The organism is Pseudomonas sp. SDO5532_S415 (assembly GCF_054071155.1).
This window is the reverse complement of sequence record NZ_JBSVWS010000063.1, coordinates 1-22,780: the sequence shown is the minus strand read 5'-3', so window position 1 is coordinate 22,780 and position 22,780 is coordinate 1. Positions and strand designations below refer to the sequence as shown.

17 protein-coding genes are annotated in these 22,780 nt (G+C 60.2%); all 17 read left to right on the top strand.

Going from position 1 to position 22,780, the window contains the following annotated elements:
• The first annotated feature begins 447 nt into the window (after positions 1–447).
• On the top strand, positions 448–2,136 hold the full coding sequence (gene hutU / locus ACW9HW_RS15670; protein WP_095192278.1) for a urocanate hydratase: 1,689 nt from the start codon (positions 448–450) through the stop codon (positions 2,134–2,136).
• A gap of 169 nt (positions 2,137–2,305) precedes the next feature.
• Positions 2,306–3,778: a purine-cytosine permease family protein gene (locus tag ACW9HW_RS15665; protein ID WP_095192277.1), complete on the top strand. Its 1,473-nt coding sequence runs from the start codon at positions 2,306–2,308 to the stop codon at positions 3,776–3,778.
• Between the two features lie 68 nt (positions 3,779–3,846).
• Entirely contained in the window at positions 3,847–4,815 is a 969-nt protein-coding gene (locus ACW9HW_RS15660; RefSeq protein WP_095192276.1) for an ABC transporter substrate-binding protein, read from the top strand.
• A 70-nt stretch (positions 4,816–4,885) separates the two neighbouring features.
• Positions 4,886–5,737: an ABC transporter permease gene (locus ACW9HW_RS15655; protein ID WP_008058061.1), complete on the top strand. Its 852-nt coding sequence runs from the start codon at positions 4,886–4,888 to the stop codon at positions 5,735–5,737.
• Positions 5,734–6,567: a quaternary amine ABC transporter ATP-binding protein gene (locus ACW9HW_RS15650; protein WP_137804082.1), complete on the top strand. Its 834-nt coding sequence runs from the start codon at positions 5,734–5,736 to the stop codon at positions 6,565–6,567. The genes ACW9HW_RS15655 and ACW9HW_RS15650 overlap by 4 nt, the downstream gene beginning before the upstream one ends.
• Positions 6,568–6,708: 141 nt before the next feature.
• Positions 6,709–8,232, top strand: coding sequence for a histidine ammonia-lyase (gene hutH / locus ACW9HW_RS15645; RefSeq protein ID WP_457400665.1), 1,524 nt, complete (start codon positions 6,709–6,711; stop codon positions 8,230–8,232).
• A 128-nt stretch (positions 8,233–8,360) separates the two neighbouring features.
• Positions 8,361–9,899, top strand: coding sequence for a histidine ammonia-lyase (gene hutH / locus ACW9HW_RS15640; protein WP_095192273.1), 1,539 nt, complete (start codon positions 8,361–8,363; stop codon positions 9,897–9,899).
• Positions 9,900–10,000: 101 nt separating this feature from the next.
• Complete coding sequence (gene hutI / locus ACW9HW_RS15635) at positions 10,001–11,206, top strand: imidazolonepropionase (protein WP_095192272.1); 1,206 nt, start codon at positions 10,001–10,003, stop codon at positions 11,204–11,206.
• A gap of 10 nt (positions 11,207–11,216) precedes the next feature.
• On the top strand, positions 11,217–12,020 hold the full coding sequence (hutG, locus tag ACW9HW_RS15630; protein WP_095192271.1) for an N-formylglutamate deformylase: 804 nt from the start codon (positions 11,217–11,219) through the stop codon (positions 12,018–12,020).
• Between the two features lie 301 nt (positions 12,021–12,321).
• Complete coding sequence (locus tag ACW9HW_RS15625) at positions 12,322–13,257, top strand: IS110 family transposase (protein ID WP_457400663.1); 936 nt, start codon at positions 12,322–12,324, stop codon at positions 13,255–13,257.
• 210 nt (positions 13,258–13,467) lie between these two features.
• Positions 13,468–14,415, top strand: coding sequence for a choline ABC transporter substrate-binding protein (locus ACW9HW_RS15620; RefSeq protein WP_095192475.1), 948 nt, complete (start codon positions 13,468–13,470; stop codon positions 14,413–14,415).
• Positions 14,416–14,563: 148 nt separating this feature from the next.
• Complete coding sequence (locus tag ACW9HW_RS15615; RefSeq protein ID WP_095192270.1) at positions 14,564–15,481, top strand: alpha/beta hydrolase; 918 nt, start codon at positions 14,564–14,566, stop codon at positions 15,479–15,481.
• A gap of 104 nt (positions 15,482–15,585) precedes the next feature.
• Positions 15,586–16,557 (top strand): prolyl aminopeptidase, encoded by a 972-nt coding sequence (gene pip, locus ACW9HW_RS15610; protein ID WP_095192269.1) that lies wholly within the window; start codon positions 15,586–15,588, stop codon positions 16,555–16,557.
• Positions 16,554–16,991: a D-aminoacyl-tRNA deacylase gene (gene dtd / locus ACW9HW_RS15605; RefSeq protein WP_095192268.1), complete on the top strand. Its 438-nt coding sequence runs from the start codon at positions 16,554–16,556 to the stop codon at positions 16,989–16,991. Before pip ends, dtd begins: the two co-directional genes overlap by 4 nt.
• A gap of 321 nt (positions 16,992–17,312) precedes the next feature.
• Complete coding sequence (locus ACW9HW_RS15600) at positions 17,313–19,130, top strand: glucan biosynthesis protein G (RefSeq protein ID WP_095192267.1); 1,818 nt, start codon at positions 17,313–17,315, stop codon at positions 19,128–19,130.
• Positions 19,123–21,693 carry a glucans biosynthesis glucosyltransferase MdoH gene (gene mdoH, locus ACW9HW_RS15595; RefSeq protein WP_095192266.1) on the top strand — a complete coding sequence of 857 codons (2,571 nt, stop codon included), beginning with the start codon at positions 19,123–19,125 and terminating at the stop codon, positions 21,691–21,693. Before ACW9HW_RS15600 ends, mdoH begins: the two co-directional genes overlap by 8 nt.
• 221 nt (positions 21,694–21,914) lie before the next feature.
• Entirely contained in the window at positions 21,915–22,712 is a 798-nt protein-coding gene (locus ACW9HW_RS15590; protein WP_095192265.1) for a transporter substrate-binding domain-containing protein, read from the top strand.
• The last annotated feature ends 68 nt before the right edge of the window (positions 22,713–22,780 follow it).

Genomic DNA, 22,780 nt, shown 5'->3' with positions numbered 1-22,780 from the left:
TGGGCATCTGGTTCTGCGCGTTATCGTTGACCACCATCGCGAGCAAGCTCGCTCCTACAGAGAGCGTGGTTTGCCCGCGATGTTGTTTTACCACTCATACCGTTTCCCTCCGCGCACCACTTTGTTACCGAACGCCCCAGCGTGGCGCAAAACCACACTCAAGTAACAGCCCTCCCTTCCACCACTAAATCCCCTCGAAAAATTTCATCTACGCCGGAGCCCTTGATCCAGGCGCTCTCCAGCCGTGCGCATGGTTTTCTTGAATGCCCATCCAACAAGTTGGCCGCTTGATTGCATATGCTTGTATGTACAAGTAAAGACGTATGCGTATGAGTCGATCGAGACTCCCCGCAACGTCCACTGATTCGCTTGTAGCGCTTTGATGCGCACAGGCTGGCTTACCCACCGCCAGGGTTGGTTTGGATTGATCGCTGAGGAGTCTTTTTCGTGACTGACAATACCCAGAAAACCACTAAGTTTCGTGACGTTGAAATCCGCGCTGCTCGCGGTAACAAGCTGACCGCCAAGAGCTGGCTGACCGAAGCGCCGCTGCGCATGCTGATGAACAACCTCGACCCGGAAGTCGCCGAGAACCCTAAAGAACTGGTGGTTTACGGTGGTATCGGTCGTGCGGCACGTAACTGGGAATGCTACGACAAGATCGTCGAGAGCCTGACCAACCTGAACGACGACGAGACCCTGCTGGTGCAATCCGGCAAGCCGGTCGGCGTGTTCAAGACCCACGCCAATGCCCCGCGCGTACTGATCGCAAACTCCAACCTGGTACCAAAATGGGCCAGCTGGGAACATTTCAACGAACTCGACGCCAAAGGCCTGGCAATGTACGGCCAGATGACCGCCGGCAGCTGGATCTACATCGGCAGCCAGGGCATCGTCCAGGGCACCTACGAAACCTTCGTCGAAGCCGGTCGCCAGCACTACAACGATGACCTGAAAGGTCGTTGGGTCCTGACCGCAGGCCTGGGCGGCATGGGTGGCGCTCAACCTCTGGCTGCAACCCTGGCCGGCGCTTGCTCACTGAACATCGAATGCCAGCAGGTCAGCATCGATTTCCGCTTGAACAGCCGCTACGTCGACGAGCAAGCCAAAGACCTCGACGACGCGTTGGCCCGCATCGACAAATACACCAAGGAAGGCAAAGCGATTTCCATCGCCCTGCTCGGCAATGCCGCTGAAATCCTTCCGGAATTGGTCCGTCGCGGCGTGCGCCCGGACATGGTCACCGACCAGACCAGCGCCCACGACCCGCTGAACGGCTATCTGCCTGCCGGCTGGACTTGGGAAGAGTACCGCGCTCGCGCCAAGACCGAGCCTGCTGCCGTGGTCAAAGCCGCCAAGCAATCGATGGCCGTGCACGTTAAAGCGATGCTGGATTTCCAGAAAATGGGCATCCCGACTTTCGACTACGGCAACAACATCCGTCAGATGGCGCAAGAAGAAGGCGTGGAAAACGCATTCGACTTCCCGGGCTTCGTACCGGCTTACATCCGTCCACTGTTCTGCCGTGGCATTGGCCCGTTCCGTTGGGCTGCGCTCTCGGGCAACGCTGAAGACATCTACAAGACCGACGCCAAGGTCAAGGAACTGATCCCGGACGACGCTCACCTGCACAACTGGCTGGACATGGCGCGCGAGCGCATCAGCTTCCAGGGTCTGCCGGCGCGTATCTGCTGGGTTGGCCTGGGCCTGCGCGCCAAGCTCGGTCTGGCGTTCAACGAGATGGTACGTAGCGGCGAACTGTCCGCTCCCATTGTGATCGGTCGTGACCACCTGGACTCCGGTTCGGTATCGAGCCCGAACCGCGAAACCGAATCGATGCAGGACGGTTCCGACGCCGTATCCGACTGGCCATTGCTCAACGCCCTGCTCAACACCGCGAGCGGTGCGACCTGGGTTTCCCTGCACCACGGCGGCGGCGTCGGCATGGGCTTCTCCCAGCACTCGGGCATGGTGATCGTCTGCGACGGTACTGACGAAGCGGCGGAGCGTATCGCTCGCGTACTGCACAACGACCCGGCGACCGGCGTCATGCGTCACGCCGATGCGGGTTACCAGATCGCGATCGACTGCGCCAAGGAACAAGGGCTGAACCTGCCGATGATTACCGGCAAGTAACTCTGGAAATCAGGGGGCTTTATGTGGGAGCGAGCCTGCTCGCGAATGCGGCATGTCAGCAAACATAGATGTTGAATGTGCTGGCCTCTTCGCGAGCAGGCTCGCTCCCACAGGAGCCAAACCAGAAATAATCGGTAAACCCAGAATAACAATCCACAGAGGTTGAACCATGGCTGTTAACAGCGAGCGTGCAGGCAGCAAACCGTTGATCGAGACGCGCTCGATCGACTACATCCCGGAAGCGGAAAGACACGGTCGTCTGTTTAGCCAGTTCACCCTGTGGATGGGTGCCAACCTGCAAATCACCGCGATCGTCACCGGGGCCCTGGCCGTGGTGTTGGGCGGTGATGTGTTCTGGTCGTTGATCGGTTTGCTGATCGGGCAAGTGCTCGGCGGCGGCGTCATGGCGTTGCACGCGGCGCAAGGGCCCAAGCTTGGCCTGCCGCAGATGATCTCCAGCCGGGTGCAGTTCGGCGTTTATGGCGCGGCCATCCCGATCGTGCTGGTCTGCCTGATGTACCTCGGATTCACCGCGACGGGCACCGTGCTGTCCGGTCAGGCGTTGGGTCAGTTGTTCGGGGTCAGTGACAGCGTCGGTATCCTGATTTTTGCCAGTGTCATCGTGCTGGTCACGGTGCTCGGTTATCGGGTGATCCATTGGATTGGCCGTGTTGCCAGTGTCATTGGTGTGATTGCCTTCGTTTACCTGTTCAGCCGTCTGATGAGCCAGACCGATGTTGGCGCATTGCTGCAAATCCGTCACTTCAGCTGGAGCAGCTTCCTGCTGGCGGTGTCGCTCGCGGCGTCCTGGCAGATCGCCTTCGGCCCTTATGTGGCTGACTATTCACGCTACCTGCCGAGCCAAACGTCCTCGGTGAAAACCTTTTTCGCCGCGGGCGCAGGTTCGGTCATCGGCGCACAAGTGGCGATGATTCTCGGTGTGTTTGCCGCCGCCTCGGCCAATGGCCAATACGCCGGCCATGAAGTGGCCTACATCGTTGGTTTTGCCGGCAGTGGTGCCACCGCTGCGCTGCTGTACTTCAGCATCGCGTTCGGCAAGGTCACCATTTCCACGCTGAACTCCTACGGCAGCTTCATGTGCATTGCGACCATCATCAGCGGTTTCCGTGGTGACCTGAAGGTCACGCGCTTGCAGCGTCTGGTGTTCGTGCTGCTCATCGTGGGTGCGGCGACCCTGATGGCGTTGCTCGGCCAGCACTCGTTCCTCGGTGCGTTCAAGTCCTTCATCCTGTTTTTGCTGGCGTTCTTTACGCCATGGAGCGCGATCAACCTGGTGGACTACTACTGCATTACCCGCGAGCGCTATGACGTACCGGCGCTGGCCGATCCGAACGGTCGTTACGGCCGTTGGAACGCCCTCGGTATCAGCGTCTATGTGTTCGGTGTGTTGGTGCAGCTGCCGTTCATCGCCACCAAGTTTTATACCGGACCGCTGGTGGAAGCATTGGGGGGTGTGGATATTTCCTGGATCATCGGTCTGGTGCTTCCCGCAGCGCTGTATTACGTGTGTGCGAAAAAATGGCACGGCACGGTACCCGATAAGCTGATCCTGCCGGTCGAGCAGGGCAGCGTTGTACAACCAGAAACAAGCGGGGCCGGTCGCGCTGCGGCGCAGGCCTGATTGGACGTGGACAGGGCTGGATGCCTCTTGACTGCCGTAAGCCAATTCATGATTAGGAGCGTCACACAATGAAATCGAACAAGACCCTGCTGACCACATTGCTTTCCATGGGCCTGCTGGCCAGCGCCGGCGCCACTCAGGCGGCGGGTTGGTGCGAGTCGGGCAAACCGGTGAAATTCGCCGGCCTGAACTGGGAAAGCGCCATGCTGTTGACCGACGTGATGCAAGTCGTGTTGGAGAAGGGTTACGACTGCAAGACCGACAGCCTGCCGGGCAACTCCATCACCATGGAAAACGCCTTGAGCAGCAATGACATCCAGGTGTTCGCCGAAGAGTGGGTTGGCCGCAGCGAGGTCTGGAACAAGGCCGAGAAGGCCGGCAAGGTCGTCGGCGTCGGTGCTCCGGTCGTCGGCGCTGTAGAAGGCTGGTACGTGCCGCGCTACGTGATCGAAGGCGACGCGAAGCGCAAACTGGAAGCCAAGGCGCCGGACCTGAAAAACATTGCCGATCTGGCCAAGTACTCGGCGGTGTTCAAGGACGCCGAAGAGCCTTCCAAGGGCCGTTTCTACAATTGCCCGGCCGGTTGGACCTGTGAGCTCGACAACAGCGAAATGCTGAAAAGCTACGGTCTGGAAAGCTCCTACACCAACTTCCGCCCAGGCACCGGCCCGGCGCTGGATGCCGCCGTGCTGTCGAGCTACAAGCGTGGCGAGCCGATCCTGTTCTACTACTGGTCGCCAACGCCGCTGATGGGCCAGGTCGACGTCGTGAAGCTCGAAGAGAAACCCGGCGTGAACAAGACCGTGACCATCAAGGTCGGCCTGTCCAAGACTTTCCATGAGCAAGCGCCGGAACTGGTGGCCGTGCTGGAAAAGGTCAACGTTCCAATCGACCTGCTGAACCAGAACCTGGGTCGCATGAGCAAAGAGCGTATCGAGTCGCCAAAACTGGCCAAGATCTTCCTGAAGGAACATCCTGAAGTCTGGCACGCATGGGTGAGCGAAGACGCAGCCAAAAAGATCGACGCGGCCTTGTAGGTTGAGCCTCACCGACTGCCGGCGACGGCAGTCGGATGCTTGATCGCAACCCCTTGATTGAGAGTCTCTTATGTTTCCCGAAAGCTTTACTTTTTCCATCGCCGACTGGGTCAACGGTTGGGTCGATTCGCTGGTCACCAACTACGGCGATGTGTTCCGCAGCATCTCCGACACCCTGTTGTGGGCCATCGTCAATCTTGAAGGGCTGCTGCGCGCGGCGCCCTGGTGGCTGATGCTGGCGATCGTTGCCGGTGTGGCCTGGCACGCGACGCGCAAAGTGGTGACCACAGCGGTCATCGTCGGTTTGCTGTTCCTGGTGGGCGCGGTCGGCCTCTGGGACAAGCTGATGCAAACCCTGGCGCTGATGATGGTGGCAACGGTCATCTCGGTGCTCATCGGCATTCCGCTGGGCATTCTCTCGGCGCGCAGCAATCGCCTGCGTTCGGTGCTGATGCCGCTGCTGGACATCATGCAGACCATGCCGAGCTTCGTGTACCTGATCCCGGTGCTGATGCTGTTCGGCCTGGGCAAGGTCCCGGCGATTTTCGCCACCGTGATCTACGCCGCGCCACCGCTGATCCGCCTGACCGATCTGGGCATTCGCCAGGTCGACGGTGAAGTGATGGAAGCGATCAACGCCTTCGGTGCCAACCGCTGGCAGCAACTGTTCGGCGTGCAACTCCCGCTGGCCCTGCCGAGCATCATGGCCGGGATCAACCAGACCACCATGATGGCCCTGTCGATGGTGGTGATCGCCTCGATGATCGGTGCCCGTGGCCTGGGTGAAGACGTGTTGGTGGGGATTCAGACCCTCAACGTCGGACGTGGCCTGGAGGCCGGTCTGGCGATCGTGATTCTGGCAGTGGTGATCGACCGCATTACACAGGCGTACGGTCGCGCACGGCATGAGGTGAGCAAATGAACAGCAACGAAGCCATCAGCAAGATCGAAGTCAAAAACGTCTTCAAGATTTTCGGCAACCGCGCCCAGGATGCACTGGCCATGGTCGGCCAGGGCAAGACCAAGGACCAGGTGCTGGCCGAAACCGGCTGCGTTGTCGGCGTGAACGACCTGTCATTGAGCATCGGTAGTGGCGAGATCTTCGTGATCATGGGCCTGTCGGGTTCCGGCAAGTCGACCCTGGTGCGCCACTTCAATCGCCTGATCGACCCGACCAGCGGCGCGATCCTGGTGGACGGCGTGGACATCCTGCAATACGACATGGAAGCCCTGCGCGAATTTCGTCGGCGCAAGATCAGCATGGTGTTCCAGAGCTTCGGCCTGCTGCCCCACAAAACCGTGGTGGATAACGTCGCCTACGGCTTGAAAGTGCGTGGCGAGAGCAAGCAGATGTGCACCGAGCGCGCGCTGCACTGGATCAACACCGTGGGCCTCAAGGGCTACGAAAACAAATACCCGCACCAGCTTTCGGGCGGCATGCGTCAGCGCGTGGGCCTGGCCCGCGCCTTGGCGGCGGATACTGACATCATCCTGATGGACGAAGCCTTCAGTGCCCTCGACCCGCTGATCCGCGCCGAGATGCAGGACCAGTTGCTGGAACTGCAAAAGACCCTGCACAAGACCATCGTTTTCATCACCCACGACCTCGACGAGGCCGTGCGCATCGGCAACCGCATCGCGATCCTCAAGGACGGCCGCCTGATTCAGGTAGGCACCCCGAAAGAGATCCTGCATTCGCCGGCGGATGAATATGTCGACCGGTTCGTACAGCGGCGGGCGGCGGTGGTTTAAGAGATTTGCAGTGACTGTGCTGACCTCTTCGCGAGCAGGCTCGTTCCCACATTGGAATGCATACCCCTGTGGGAGCGAGCCTGCTCGCGAAGGCGGCGGCAGAGCTGCATCAATATTCAGGTTGTACGCATGAGGTTAATAATGTCCCAGGCTGAAAAAATCGTTATCGCCGATGCCCCGTTGCGTTGGCAGGATGTGGTCGCGGTCGCCCGCCATGGCGCACAGCTTGAGCTGTCGGCGCAGGCCTGGGCACGGATCGAGAATGCCCAGGCAATCGTCCAGCGCATCGTCACCAGCGGCGAACGCGCCTATGGCGTCAACACCGGCCTGGGTGCCTTGTGCAATGTCTCGCTGAAGGACGAACAACTCAGCCAACTGTCGCGCAACACTCTGCTCAGTCACGCCTGTGGCGTTGGCGCTCCGTTGGCCGACGAGCAGACCCGCGCGATCATGTGTGCGGCTATCCTCAATTTCACCCAGGGCAAATCCGGCGTGCATCGCCGGGTGGTCGAAGCCCTGCTGGCGCTGCTCAACCGCGGCATCACCCCGCAAGTGCCCTCCCAGGGTTCGGTCGGTTACCTGACCCACATGGCCCATATCAGCATCACTTTGCTGGGTGTCGGTAACGTCAGCTATCGCGGGCAAATCGTGTCCGCACAACAGGCGCTGGTCGAAGAAGGCCTGCAACCGGTTCCACTCGGCGCCAAGGACGGTCTGTGCCTGGTCAACGGTACGCCGTGCATGAGCGGTCTCAGCTGTCTGGCGATTGCCGACGCCACGCGTCTGTTGCAGTGGGCCGACGTGATCAGTGCCATGAGCTTCGAAGCCCAGCGTGGGCAGATCGATGCGTTCGATGCCGAGATCATCGCGCTCAAGCCGCATCCAGGCATGCAACAGGTCGGGATCAATCTGCGCGCACTGCTCGATGGCAGTGAAGTGATTGCCCAGAGCAAAGGCATTCGTACTCAGGATGCGCTGAGCATCCGCTCGATCCCGCAGGTGCATGGCGCGGCTCGCGATCAGCTCGAACACGCTATCAAACAAGTCGAAACCGAACTCAACGGCTGCACCGATAACCCGCTGCTGCTGGGGACGCCGGACAACTTCCGCGTCATGTCCCAGGCTAACCCGCACGGTCAATCGGTGGCGCTGGCAGCGGATTTGCTTGCCATTGCCATGGCGGAAATCGGCTCCATCGCCGAACGACGCCTGGACCGTTTGATCAACCCGCACGTCAGCGGTCTGCCGGCGTTCCTGGTGGCCAACCCGGGGGTGAACTCCGGGATGATGATCGTGCAATACGTCGCCGCTTCGCTGTGCGCGGAGAACCGTCAGCTGGCGCAACCGGCAGTGCTCGATAACTACGTGACTTCGGGCTTGCAGGAAGACCACCTGAGCATGGGCACCAACGCCGCGTTGAAGCTGCATCGCGCGCTGGAAAATTGCACGCAGATCCTCGCCATCGAGTACCTGCTGGCGGCCCAGGCTTTCGAGTTCCTCAAGGAACACCGCTTTGGTGCAGGCACCGACGCAGCGTGGCGCCTGCTACGTGAGCACGTGCCTGCCTACGATCAGGATCGCTGGCTGGCGCCGGACATCGCCGCCGCCGCCGGCGTTTTGAAAGACCCGGCCTTGCTGCAAAAAGCCTTGCCGAATTTGAACTGATTTTTAAACAAAACCAGCGTGCCAAGGCGCCAGCCCTCTCACAAAAGGGGGAAGCGACGGACAACGGATATCTCCGGAGCGTCTGGTAGTACTCTTCTTGAAAAAAGAAGAAAACTCTCAAAAGGAGAATGAATGTGACTGCGCTTAATTTGATTCCCGGCCAACTGACCCTTGCACAACTGCGTGATGTTTATCAGCAGCCGGTGAAACTGACCCTCGACCAAAGCGCTTCGGCCCAGATCGAAGCCAGCGTCGCCTGCGTGGAACAGATCCTCGCCGAAAACCGTACCGCTTACGGCATCAACACCGGTTTCGGCCTGCTGGCGTCGACTCGCATCGCCAGCGAAGACCTGGAAAACCTGCAGCGCTCGCTGGTGCTGTCCCACGCCGCCGGTGTCGGCGAGCCGATCAGCGACGCATTGGTGCGTTTGGTCATGGTGCTCAAGGTCAACAGCTTGAGCCGTGGCTTCTCGGGTATTCGCCGCGTCGTGATCGATGCGCTGATCGCTTTGATCAACGCCGAGGTTTACCCGCACATTCCGCTTAAAGGTTCGGTCGGTGCCTCCGGTGACCTGGCGCCGCTGGCGCACATGTCGCTGGTGCTGCTGGGTGAAGGCAAGGCTCGCTACAAGGGCGAGTGGATGGAAGCCACCGAAGCACTGAAAATCGCTGGCCTGAAACCCTTGACCCTGGCTGCGAAGGAAGGCCTGGCGCTGCTCAACGGCACCCAGGTGTCCACTGCGTTTGCCCTGCGCGGTCTGTTCGAAGGTGAGGACCTGTTCGCCGGTGCCCTGGCCCTGGGTGGTCTGTCGGTCGAAGCGGTACTCGGTTCGCGTTCGCCATTCGACGCACGCATCCACGCCGCCCGTGGCCAGAAAGGCCAGATTGATGCTGCCGCCGCTTACCGCGATCTGCTGGGCGAGCGCAGTGAAGTCTCTGATTCTCACGAGAACTGCGAAAAGGTCCAGGACCCGTACTCCCTGCGTTGCCAGCCGCAAGTCATGGGCGCCTGCTTGACCCAGTTCCGTCAGGCCGCCGAAGTGCTGGCTGTCGAAGCCAACGCGGTCTCCGACAACCCGCTGGTGTTCGCCGCTGAAGGTGACGTGATTTCCGGCGGCAACTTCCACGCCGAACCAGTGGCCATGGCCGCTGACAACATGGCGCTGGCCATCGCTGAAATCGGCTCCCTGAGCGAACGCCGCATCTCGCTGATGATGGACAAACACATGTCGCAACTGCCGCCGTTCCTGGTGGCCAATGGCGGTGTGAACTCCGGTTTCATGATCGCCCAGGTGACCGCGGCCGCTCTGGCCAGCGAAAACAAGGCGCTGTCTCATCCGCATTCGGTAGACAGTCTGCCGACGTCCGCCAACCAGGAAGACCACGTGTCCATGGCCCCGGCTGCCGGCAAGCGCCTGTGGGAAATGGCTGAAAACACCCGTGGCATTCTGGCTGTGGAATGGCTGGCGGCGGCCCAGGGTCTGGATCTGCGCAACGGTCTGAAGACCTCGCCGAAACTGGAAAAGGCTCGGGCGATTCTGCGTAAGGAAGTGCCGTTCTATGAAAAGGACCGTTTCTTCGCGCCGGACATCAATGCAGCGACTGAGTTGTTGGCGTCGCGTTGCCTGAATGAGCTGGTCACGGCGAAGTTGCTGCCGAGCCTGTAAGGGCCTCTTCGCGAGCGGGCTCGCTCCCACAGGGAGTACGCATTCCACTGTGGGAGCGAGCCTGCTCGCGAATCGATCTATAAATTTGTGGAGACTAAGGGATGAAAACCCTCTGGCAACACTGCCACGTCGCAACCATGGCGCAAGGCGTCTACTCGATCATCGAGGATGCGGCCATCGTGACGTCCGGTGCGCACATCGAGTGGGTCGGCCCGCGCAGTGAACTGCCGTCCGGCGAATACCCGGCGGTCAATGATTTGAAAGGGGCCTGGGTCACGCCGGGCCTGATCGACTGCCATACCCACACGGTGTTCGGCGGCAACCGCAGCGGTGAATTCGAGCAGCGCCTGCAAGGCGTCAGCTACGCGCAAATCGCCGCAAGCGGCGGCGGCATCGCCAGCACCGTACGCGCCACCCGTGCGGCGAGCGAAGACGAATTGTTCGCCAGCGCCGCCAAGCGCCTGAAAAGCCTGATGCGTGACGGCGTTACCAGCGTCGAAATCAAATCCGGCTACGGCCTGGACCTGGCCAACGAACGCAAGATGCTTCGAGTCGCCCGTCGTCTCGGTGCCGAACTGCCGATCAGCGTGCGCAGCACCTGCCTGGCCGCTCACGCCTTGCCGCCGGAGTATGTCGATCGCGCCGACGACTACATCGAACACATCTGCTCTGAAATGCTCCCGGCCTTGGCCGCCGAAGGGCTGGTGGATGCGGTCGACGCGTTCTGCGAGTATCTGGCGTTTTCGCCAGCGCAGGTCGAGCGCGTGTTTATCACCGCACAGAAACTGGGCTTGCCGGTGAAGCTGCACGCCGAGCAGTTGTCGTCCTTGCACGGTTCCAGCCTGGCGGCGCGTTATCACGCACTGTCTGCTGATCATCTGGAATTCATGACGGAAGAAGACGCCATCGCCATGGCCGCGTCTGGCACCGTGGCAGTGTTGCTGCCTGGCGCCTTCTATTTCCTGCGCGAAACCCAATTGCCGCCGATGGACGCCCTGCGCAAGCACGGCGTGAAAATCGCCATTGCCAGCGACCTCAATCCCGGTACCTCGCCAGCGCTGTCGTTGCGCTTGATGCTGAACATGGCTTGCACCTGTTTTCGTATGACCCCGGAAGAAGCCCTCGCAGGCGCGACGATCCATGCGGCTACGGCATTGGGCATGGCCGACACCCACGGTTCGATCGAGGCCGGCAAGGTGGCGGATTTCGTCGCCTGGCAAATCGATCGTCCAGCCGACCTGTCGTACTGGCTGGGCGGCGATCTGGAAAAACGCGTCGTGCGTCACGGCGTCGAAACGAGCGTGTAGGAGAGCAGTTGTGGATAAGGTTCTGAACTTCAAACAAGGCCGCGTGCCGCTGCTGATCAGCATGCCTCACGCCGGTGTGCGTCTGACCCCGGCGGTCGAAGCCGGGTTGATTCCCCAGGCGAAAAGCCTGCCGGACACCGACTGGCACATCCCGCAGCTGTACGACTTCGCCGCTGAACTGGGCGCCAGCACCTTGGCCGCGGAGTATTCGCGGTTTGTCATCGACCTGAACCGGCCGTCCGACGACAAGCCGTTGTACGTGGGCGCCACCACCGGTCTGTACCCGGCGACACTGTTTGACGGCGTACCGCTGTTTCGCGAAGGTCTGGAACCTTCGAAAGCCGAGCGCGCGACTTATCTGGAGCAGATCTGGACGCCATACCACAGCACCTTGCAGCAGGAACTGGCGCGTCTCAAAGCCGAGTTCGGCTATGCGCTGCTGTTCGACGCGCACTCGATCCGTTCGCTGATCCCGCACCTGTTCGACGGCAAACTGCCGGACTTCAACCTTGGCACCTTCAACGGTGCCAGTTGCGATCCGCAGTTGGCTTCGCAGCTGGAAGCGATCTGCGCCGGGCACCCGGACTACAGCCATGTGCTGAACGGGCGCTTCAAGGGCGGCCACATCACCCGCCATTACGGCAATCCAGCGGAAAACATTCATGCGGTGCAACTGGAGTTGGGCCAGTGCACGTATATGGAAGAGTTCGAGCCGTTCCGTTATCGCGCGGATCTGGCGGAGCCGACGCGGGTGGTGCTCAAAGAGTTGCTGCAAGGCTTGTTGGCCTGGGGCAAAAAGCACTACAACCGTTAAAGCCGGGCGAATAACCCTGTGGGAGCGAGCCTGCTCGCGAAAGCTGTATTTCGGTCAACATCTCAGTTGGCTGATATTCCGCCTTCGCGAGCAGGCTCGCTTGTATGTTTAGACTTGAAGGGGTGGGTGGGACTACAGACTCGATTCTGACTCTGACCAGTACAGACCGTGGGAGACTTCTCGTCCCACCCCTTCTACCCAAAGCGCCGATAAGGAATTCATCGGTTAACCGACGATAGAGACAAGCCAGCGCAACGGTAGACCCCGACAAGCACTTAAACCCTAGCTCCGAGGACTTGTCATGACAATCCTTACTTCGCAGACGGTTCTGGGTATCGATATCGCCAAAGCCGAAGTCATTGCCTACCGCGCTGATCAGCAAACCCTTGACCCCATCAAGAACGATCGAACCACCCTCAAACGTTGGCTCAAAAAGTTGCCTGCTCATAGCGCTATCGCACTTGAAGCCACCAACATTTACCACTTGGACACCGTTGAACTGGCCCATGAAATGGGTCATCAGGTCTACGTGGTGGATGCTTATCGTGTGAGTCATTACCGCCGTGGCGTCGGCCAACGAGCCAAGACTGATCCCTGCGATGCCCGTTTGCTGGCGCGTTACTTGGAGAGTGAACAAAACAAACTGCGGGTCTGGAGCCCGCCACCCAAGGCCTATAGCTCACTGAAAAGCCTTCTTCATAGACGTGCAACGCTGATCCAGAACCATACTGGGCTGATGTTGAGTTGGGCCAATGAACCCTTGTTGAAAAAAGTGCAGGCCGCTCAGCAGAAGGCGTTCAAGCAAGCGGATCAGGCGATTCAGAAACTGCTGCGCACGGTCAGCAAAGAGGCCGGGATTGAGGAGAATATTGATCGCTGCAAAGCCATAGAAGGCGTTGGTGAGCTGACCGCAACGGGGTTGGCGACCACTTTTATGCGGGGAGATTTTGCGAACAGCGATGCGTTCATCGCGTTCCTGGGAATGGACCTGGAAGTCGATGACTCCGGCAAGAAGAATGGCCTGCGGCATCTGACTAAAAAAGGAGACCCGGAGGTTCGTCGTTTGACTTACAACGCCGCAATGGCGGCGTGCCGTTCGCCTAAATGGAAGCCGTTTTACGATGCACACCTGGCTAGAGGCTTCTCGAAAACACAGGCCTTGGTGGCCTTGGCCCGAAAACTTTGTCGGGTGGCATTTGCTCTGATGAAAAATCAGAGCGAATACCTGTCAGCCTGAGGATTCAGGGTTGCCGGGCAACATAGAATCTCCCACAGGTATTTTGTCTCGCCACAGATTCGTGCGTGCCGACAGTCGCCACCGTGCAAAACACGGTCGCCACAGGTCGCTTTTACCGCTCGTCTGCTGCGTAATGTTTCCGGCACGGTGCACAAAGACACCGGCCCGACAATAATCCGCTGCCGCACGAGAATGCTCCCCATGACAAGCATCAAAGGTCTGTTCACCCGCTGTCTCTCAATCCTCTGCGGCACTGCTTTTCTGAGCGCCAGCGTCCTGGCCGCTGACGACCCTTCCTGCAAGGCCGTGCGCATGGGCGTGGTCAACTGGACCGACGTGATCGCCACCAGCGGCATGGCCGACGTGCTGCTCAATGGCCTCGGTTATGAAAGCAAGCAAACCAGCGCCGTGCAGCAAATCATCTTTGCCGGTATCCGCGACAAGCGCCTGGACATCTTCCTCGGTTACTGGAAACCGGCGATGGACAAGAACATCGCGCCGTTCCTGGCCGCCAATCAGGTCAAGGTCATGGACCGGCCAAGCCTGGCTGATGCCCAGGCGACCCTCGCGGTCCCTGACTACGTGGCGGCCGCCGGCCTGAAAACCTTCGCCGATATCGCAAAGTTCAAGGATCAGCTCGGCGGCAAGATCTACGGCATCGAACCGGGCAGCGGCGCCAACACCACGATCAAAACCATGATCGAGACCAATCACTTCGGTCTCAAGGACTTCAAGCTGATCGAATCCGGTGAGGCCGGTATGCTCGCCGCGGTGCAACGGGCCGTGAACCGCAAGGAGTTCGTGGTGTTTGTCGGCTGGACCCCGCACCCGATGAACATCAACATGAGCATCGCGTACCTGACCGGCAGTGAAGACGTCTACGGGCCGAACGAAGGCGCGGCGACCGTTTCTACCGTAACCGCCCCCGACTACGCCGAACGTTGCCCGAATGTCTATCGCTTGCTGGAAAACCTGACCTTCACCGCCGCCCAGGAAAGCCAGTTGATGGTGCCGATCATGGAGCGTCAGACACCCCAGGACGTCGCAAAAAAATGGTTGCGTGAGCACCCGCAGGATTTGCAACGCTGGCTGGCGGGTGTCAGCAGTTTTGATGGCAAGGACGGCGTGGCCACGGTTCAGGCCAGTTTGAAAAACTGACGGCAACCGCGAAACCTGTGGGAGCGAGCCTGCTCGCGAAAGAGTGTGCCAGCCAGGATTGATGTTGTCTGACACACCGCCTTCGCGAGCCTGCTCGCTCCCACAGGGGGCAGGCCCCCTATATTTTCCCTGAACGGGCAACAGGCTCATGGCTCCTTACTTGCTTTCTGAACAGATGCAGGCTTTCGTCAAGAAAACCGTCAGTTTCAACAGCACCGAAACCAGTCTGGAAGGATTGCGCCAGGCCTACAGCGAGATGTGCCGGGCGTTCACGCCACCCCGTCCGGCCGGGCTGTACGTGGTCGATTTCGAGTTGGCGGGTGTCTGCGTTCGCTCGTATCAACCCCCGGATTCACCCTCTGCTGGCGGTGTGCCCTGCGTCGTTTACTTACACGGCGGCGGGTGGGTGGTGGGGGATCTTGACTCCCACGATTTCATCTGCGCCGAGCTGGCCTCGACACTGGGTGTGTTGGTGATTGCCGTCGATTACCGTCTGGCGCCGGAGCATCCGTTTCCGGCCGCCTTCGATGACTGCCTGGCCGTCTGGCGGGCGTTGCGTACCGGGCCGTTTCGGCTGGACCCAGAGCGTACGTTGGTGGCCGGGGACAGCGCCGGCGGCAATCTTGCTGCTGCGTTGTGCCTGGCGCTACGCGATGCCGGCGAGCCGGTGCCATGCGCGCAAGTCCTGATTTATCCGGGACTCGGTGGTGATCACCGGTTACCGTCACGCAGCGAATGCGCTGACGCCCCGTTGCTCGGCAGCAGCGACCTGGATTGTTATCAGGCGTTGTATCTGCGTGGCACGCCAAAGCCGGGCGCTTACGCGATGCCGTTGCTGGCCGGGGATGTGAGCGGGTTACCACCGGCCTGGATCGCGGTGGCGCAATTCGACCCGCTGCGCGATGACGGCGTGCAGTATGCCGAACGACTTAACGCCGCCGGCGTGCCCACGACGCTGTACTACGGCAATGGACTGGTTCATGGCTGTTTACGGGCGCGAGGGCAGGCGGCCGAGGTCGATGCGCTGTATCAAACATTGATTGATTTTCTGGCGGCAAAACTCTGACTCCGCAAGGGCATGCTCATTGGCGTAATTCGGGTTTATGATGCCGGACGGCAGAATAATAGAAGTCCCCCCAGGGATGACCTCGACCCCTTACGGAGCGCGCAATGCAGACTTTGTACCCGCAGATCAAACCTCACGCCCGGCACGATCTGGCCGTCGACGAGACTCACACGCTGTATGTCGACGAAAGCGGTTCACCGGAAGGATTGCCGGTGGTTTTCATACACGGCGGCCCCGGCGCCGGGTGCGATGCGGCGAGCCGCTGCTACTTCGATCCCAACCTGTACCGTATCGTGACTTTCGACCAGCGGGGTTGCGGGCGTTCCACGCCCCACGCCAGTCTGGAAAACAACACCACCTGGGATCTGGTCGCCGACCTTGAGCGAATCCGCGAGCACTTGGGCATCGACAAGTGGGTGCTGTTCGGCGGTTCCTGGGGATCGACCCTGGCGCTGGCCTACGCGCAAACCCACCCGGAGCGTGTACACGGCCTGATCCTGCGCGGCATTTTTCTCTGCCGTCCGCAGGAAATCGAGTGGTTCTATCAGGCTGGCGCCAGCCGCTTGTTCCCGGATTACTGGCAGGACTACATCGCCCCGATCCCGTTGGACGAACGTGGCGATCTGCTCACCGCCTTCCACAAACGCCTGACCGGCAACGATCAGATCGCCCAGATGCACGCGGCCAAGGCCTGGTCCACGTGGGAAGGCCGGACCGCGACCCTGCGTCCGAACCCGCTGGTGGTCGATCGTTTTTCCGAGCCCCAGCGCGCGCTGTCCATTGCTCGCATCGAATGCCACTACTTCACCAACAATGCGTTCCTTGAGGCCAATCAGTTGATTCGCGACATGGACAAAATCGCCCATTTGCCCGGCGTGATCATCCATGGTCGCTATGACGTGATTTGCCCGCTGGATAACGCCTGGGAGCTGCACCAGGCCTGGCCGAACAGCGAACTGCAAATCATCCGTGACGCTGGCCATGCCGCCGCTGAACCCGGGATTACCGACGCATTGGTGCGTGCTGCCGATCGGATGGCGCGACGTTTGCTCGATCTGGCTCCCGACGAAGCATGAAGGGGTTGCTGCAACGCGTGCGTGGCGCGCGAGTCGAGGTAGCGGGGGAGGTGGTGGGTGCGGTCGACCAGGGCTTGCTGGTGCTGGTGGCCGTCGAGCCCGAGGACACTCGGGCCAGCGCCGACAAACTTCTCAATAAGCTGCTTAACTATCGGGTGTTCAGCGACGCTGAGGGCAAGATGAATCTGTCCCTGTCGGATGTGGGCGGCGGGTTGTTGCTGGTCTCGCAATTCACCCTGGCCGCCGACACCAAGAACGGGTTGCGCCCGAGTTTTTCGACCGCGGCCCCCCCGGCCCTGGGTGAGGAGCTTTTCGACTATCTATTAGTTAAAGCGAAACAGGTGCATGGCACTGTGGCATCAGGTAGATTCGGCGCGGATATGCAGGTGCACCTGGTCAATGATGGCCCGGTAACCTTCCTGTTACAGACCTGAAAGCGCTTGAAACATCTTTTTAAGCGCTTTTCGACTGAAAACAGGCGTTTTTCCCGATAAATACTTTGTTACCCCTGATGCGTTGTAACGCGGCCTACTAGATAATCGCGCGCTACGGGGATCAGCGTTCGTTGGTCCATTTTGACTTAGGTAGAGACTTGTCCTGAACCGTTTGGGGAATCATTTCGCCCCATCGGAGTCGGAACAATGCTCGCCAACTTGGCAAGAGTGGTCTGCAAGGCCGGGTTTTTCACACCGGATACCGTACAGACCCTTTAACTGGCCGTTGGTTTTTTGATCTGTTTTCGGCGAGGGTTGCTCGTGATTGTTAGTCCCTGTAACGCACCAAAATTGTCTGCCAAACGGTTACGTAGCGCTCTGGTAGCGGGCTCGGCAATGCTCTGCCTGCTCAGCGCGGGCCAGCTTTGGGCATTCAATCTGGATGATGTGTCGGCCAAGGCAAAAGAGCTGGCTGCTCAGAAATACGAAGCGCCGCGCAGTAACCTGCCGACCGAATTCCGCGAAATGAAGTTCGCCGATTATCAGAAAATTCGTTTTCTGACGGAAAAAGCCGAATGGGCGGACCAGAAGACCCCATTCAAGCTGTCCTTTTATCACCAGGGCATGCACTTCGATACGCCGGTGAAAATCAACGAAATCACCGCGAACACCGTCGAAGAGATCAAATACGATCCAAGTCGTTTCGATTTCGGCGACGTCAAGTTCGACCCCAAGGCCACGGAACAACTGGGCTACGCCGGTTTCCGCGTGCTGTACCCGGTCAACAAGGCCGACAAGCAAGACGAAATCATGACCATGCTCGGCGCGAGTTACTTCCGCGTTGTTGGCAAGGGGCACGTCTACGGCTTGTCCGCTCGCGGCATGGCGATCGATACCGCGTTGCCGTCCGGTGAAGAATTCCCGCGTTTTCGCGAGTTCTGGATCGAGCAGCCGAAGCCGGGCGACAAGCACCTGGTGATCTTCGCGCTGCTGGATTCGCCACGGGCGACCGGTGCTTATCGTCTGACCCTGCGTCCGGGCAGCGACACCATTGTCGACGTCAAGGCGCAGATGTTCCTGCGCGACAAGGTCGGCAAACTGGGTATCGCTCCACTGACCAGCATGTTCCTGTTCGGCGCCAACCAGCCGTCGAAAATCCTCAACTATCGTCGCGAACTGCACGATTCGAGCGGCCTGGCGATCCATGCCGGCAACGGCGAGTGGATCTGGCGTCCGCTGAACAACCCGAAACACCTGGCGGTGAGCAACTTCTCGGTCGAGAACCCGCGCGGCTTCGGCTTGCTGCAACGTGGCCGTGACTTCAGCCACTACGAAGACCTCGACGACCGCTACGACAAGCGCCCAAGCGCCTGGATCGAACCGAAAGGCGACTGGGGCAAGGGCACCGTCGATCTGGTCGAGATTCCGACCGCCGACGAAACCAACGACAATATCGTGGCTTTCTGGAGCCCGGAAAAGATGCCGGAACCAGGCCAGCCGCTGGACTTCGCCTATCGCATGCACTGGACCATGGACGAAGCGGCGTTGCACGCACCAGACAGTGCCTGGGTCAGTCAGACGCTGAAGTCCACCGGTGACGTCAAACAGTCCAACCTGATTCGTCAGCCGGACGGTAGCGTTGCTTATCTGGTGGACTTCGAAGGTCCGTCCCTGGCGGCATTGGCACCGGACACCGATGTGCGCAGCCAGGTCAGCGTCGGCGAAAACGCCGAACTGGTCGAGAACAGCGTGCGCTACAACCCTGAAACCAAGGGCTGGCGCCTGACCCTGCGCATGAAGATCAAGGACCCGAGCAAGTCCACCGAAATGCGTGCTGCACTGGTGCAGAACATCGTGCCTGCCGATCTGGCCAAGACTTCGATTCCTGCGTCCAACTCTTCCGTTGCCAAGGCCGACAAGGTGGCTGCCAAGCAAGCGGAGAAAGCGGAGAAGGAAGCGAAGGCCGCCGAAGCCAAGCAGGCCGAAGCCAAGCCAGTCGCAGCTGCCAAGGACAAGGCGAACAACAATGACGCCAAGCAGCCTGCTGCTGCCGACGCGGCCCCAGCCACACCGGAATCGGCACCGACTGAAGAAGTCCTGACCGAGACCTGGAGCTATCAGTTGCCTGCCGATGAGTAATTCTCAAGTACAGCCAGAGACGCTTTCCGAGTATCTGGCGCATCTGCCGATGACCGACCAGCAGCGCGCGGAACTCGCGGGCTGCAGGTCCTTCAGTGAACTGCATGAGCGTCTGTCGTCTTCGACGTTCGACGCGCCGACTGAGGCCGCCCAGGCTTCGGTGGGCAAGCGCCTGACGCTCAGCACCGCCGAAGAATTGCAAGACGCCGAAATGCTGGCGCTCGACGCCAGCGGTCGGGTCTGCCTCAAGGCAACCCCACCGATTCGCCGGACCAAGGTTGTGCCGGAGCCATGGCGTACCAACATTCTGGTGCGCGGCTGGCGGCGCCTCACCGGTCGCACCAATCCGCCCAAGCCGCCGAAAGACGAGAACGTGCTCCCGGCGGCACGCTGGCGCACCGTCGGTTCGATCCGCCGTTACATTCTTCTGGTGCTGATGCTCGGCCAGACCATCGTCGCCGGCTGGTACATGAAAGGCATCATGCCGTACCAGGGCTGGTCGTTCGTCGACCTCGAAGAAGTGCTGCACCAACCGTTCCTGCAAACCGCCACGCAAGTGCTGCCGTATGCGTTGCAGACCAGCATCCTGATCCTGTTCGGGATTCTGTTCTGCTGGGTTTCGGCCGGTTTCTGGACTGCGCTGATGGGCTTCCTCGAGTTGCTCACCGGTCACGACAAATACCGCATTTCCGGCAAAAGCGCCGGCAACGAGCCGATTCCGAAGGACGCGCGCACTGCACTGGTGATGCCGATCTGCAACGAAGACGTGCCGCGGGTGTTCGCCGGTCTGCGCGCGACGTTCGAGTCGGTCGCGGCCACGGGTGACCTCGATCGTTTCGACTTCTTCGTCCTCAGCGACAGTAACGACGCCGATATCTGCGTCGCCGAGCAGCAGGCCTGGCTGGACGTCTGCCGCGAAGCCAAGGGCTTCGGCAAGATCTTCTATCGCCGCCGCCGTCGTCGCGTTAAACGTAAAAGCGGCAACCTCGACGACTTCTGCCGTCGTTGGGGGGGTGATTACAAATACATGGTCGTACTCGACGCCGACTCCGTGATGAGTGGCGAGTGCCTGACCAGCCTGGTGCGCCTGATGGAAGCCACGCCGGATGCCGGGATCATCCAGACCGCGCCGCGTGCGTCGGGCATGGACACCCTGTATGCGCGCATGCAGCAGTTCGCCACCCGGGTATACGGTCCACTGTTCACCGCCGGTCTGCACTTCTGGCAGTTGGGCGAATCGCACTACTGGGGCCACAACGCGATCATTCGCATGAAGCCGTTCATCGAGCACTGCGCCCTGGCGCCGCTGCCCGGTAAAGGCGCGTTTGCCGGTGCGATCCTGTCCCACGACTTCGTAGAAGCCGCACTGATGCGCCGTGCCGGTTGGGGCGTGTGGATTGCCTACGACTTGCCGGGTAGCTATGAAGAGCTGCCGCCGAACCTGCTGGACGAACTCAAGCGTGACCGTCGCTGGTGCCACGGCAACCTGATGAACTTCCGCCTGTTCCTGGTCAAGGGCATGCACCCGGTGCACCGTGCGGTGTTCCTGACCGGTGTGATGTCTTACCTGTCGGCGCCGCTGTGGTTCTTCTTCCTGGTGTTGTCGACGGCGCTGCTGGCGGTCAACACGCTGATGGAGCCGCAGTACTTCCTCGAACCGCGCCAGCTTTACCCGCTGTGGCCACAATGGCACCCGGACAAGGCAATCGCGCTGTTCTCGACCACGATCGTGCTGCTGTTCCTGCCGAAGCTGTTGAGCATCATCCTGATCTGGGCCAAGGGCGCGAAAGAGTTCGGTGGCAAGTTCAAGGTGACGCTGTCGATGCTGCTGGAGATGCTGTTCTCCATGCTGTTGGCGCCGGTGCGGATGATTTTCCACACCCGTTTCGTCCTCGCCGCGTTCCTGGGTTGGGCCGCGACCTGGAACTCGCCGCAGCGTGACGATGACTCCACGCCATGGAGCGAAGCGGTCAAGCGCCACGGTCCGCAAACCTTGCTGGGCTTCTTCTGGGCCTTGCTGGTGATTTGGCTGAACCCGAGCTTCCTGTGGTGGCTGGTGCCGATCGTTGGTTCGTTGATGCTGTCGATCCCGGTGTCGGTGATTTCCAGTCGTGTCGGCCTGGGCCTCAAGTCCCGTGACGAGAGCCTGTTCCTCATCCCCGAGGAATACAATCCGCCACAGGCGTTGCTGGCGACCGACCAGTACACCCACGAAAACCGCTGGCACGCACTGAACGACGGCTTCATCCGTTCGGTGGTCGATCCACAGCAGAACGCCTTGGCGTGTTCGCTGGCGACTTCTCGTCACCGCGAGGCCGAGCCGATCGAATGGTTGCGGGTAGAGCGGGTACGCCACGCTATGAAGGTCGGACCGGAAGGCCTGACCAACAACGAGCGTGTGCAGTTGCTGAGCGACCCGGTGGCATTGGCTCGCCTGCATGATCAGGTCTGGAACGAAGGCCACGCCGAGTGGCTGGGCGCATGGCGCAAGTCGGTCAAGGCCGATCCCCATGCACCGCTGCTGCCGCTCAGGCCGCTGAGCGTTCAGCCTCAGTTGGCATGATGAAAAGCCCCGCTAAATCAGCGGGGCTTTTTTTTGCGTTGACGATCAACGGTCAGTGTTCGAGCAACAAATCGCGCCTAAACCCTTGTGCAATCGAGCGAGTGCGTTAGCATCCGTCCCCGAATTGGTGCGCCCGGACCGTTTTGTGTCCGTATCTATCGGTTTTCACAGGAAAACAGTCGATTTCGCGCCGCAAACGCAATGGTTTTGGGGACTTGAAGATGAAGAAGTATCTGTCGATGCTGCTGGTCGGCGTCACGGCATTGGTTGCAGTCAGCGCGGCGCAGGCCGGTGCCATTGATGACGCGGTCAAGCGCGGCACATTGAAGGTCGGCATGGATCCGACCTACATGCCGTTCGAAATGACCAACAAACGCGGCGAGATCATCGGCTTCGAAGTCGACATCCTCAAGGCCATGACCAAGGCCATGGGCGTCAAGCTGGAACTGGTGTCCACCGGTTACGACGGCATTATCCCGGCCCTGCTGACCGACAAGTTCGACATGATCGGCAGCGGCATGACCCTGACCCAGGAGCGCAACCTGCGCCTGAACTTCAGCGACCCCTTCATCGTGGTCGGCCAGACGCTGCTGATCCGCAAGGAGCTGGAAGGCACTATCAAGTCCTATAAAGACCTGAACACTGCCGATTACCGCATCACCTCCAAGCTCGGCACCACCGGCGAAATGGTCGCCAAAAAGCTGATCTCCAAAGCCAAGTACCACGGCTACGACAACGAGCAGGAAGCCGTGCTCGACGTGGTCAACGGCAAGGCTGATGCCTTTATCTACGACGCGCCTTACAACGTCGTGGCGCTGAACAAGGTGGGTAACGGCAAACTGGTGTTCCTCGACAAGCCGTTCACCTACGAGCCTCTGGCCTTCGGTCTGAAGAAGGGTGACTACGACAGCCTCAACTTCATCAACAACTTCCTGCACCAGATCCACGAAGACGGCACCTACGATCGCATCCATGACAAGTGGTTCAAGAGCACCGAGTGGCTCAAGGACATGGAGTAACACTCGGTCTGACAGACCGAGTCGCCCCATTCGCGAGCAGGCTCGCTCCCACATTTGATCTCGGTTCA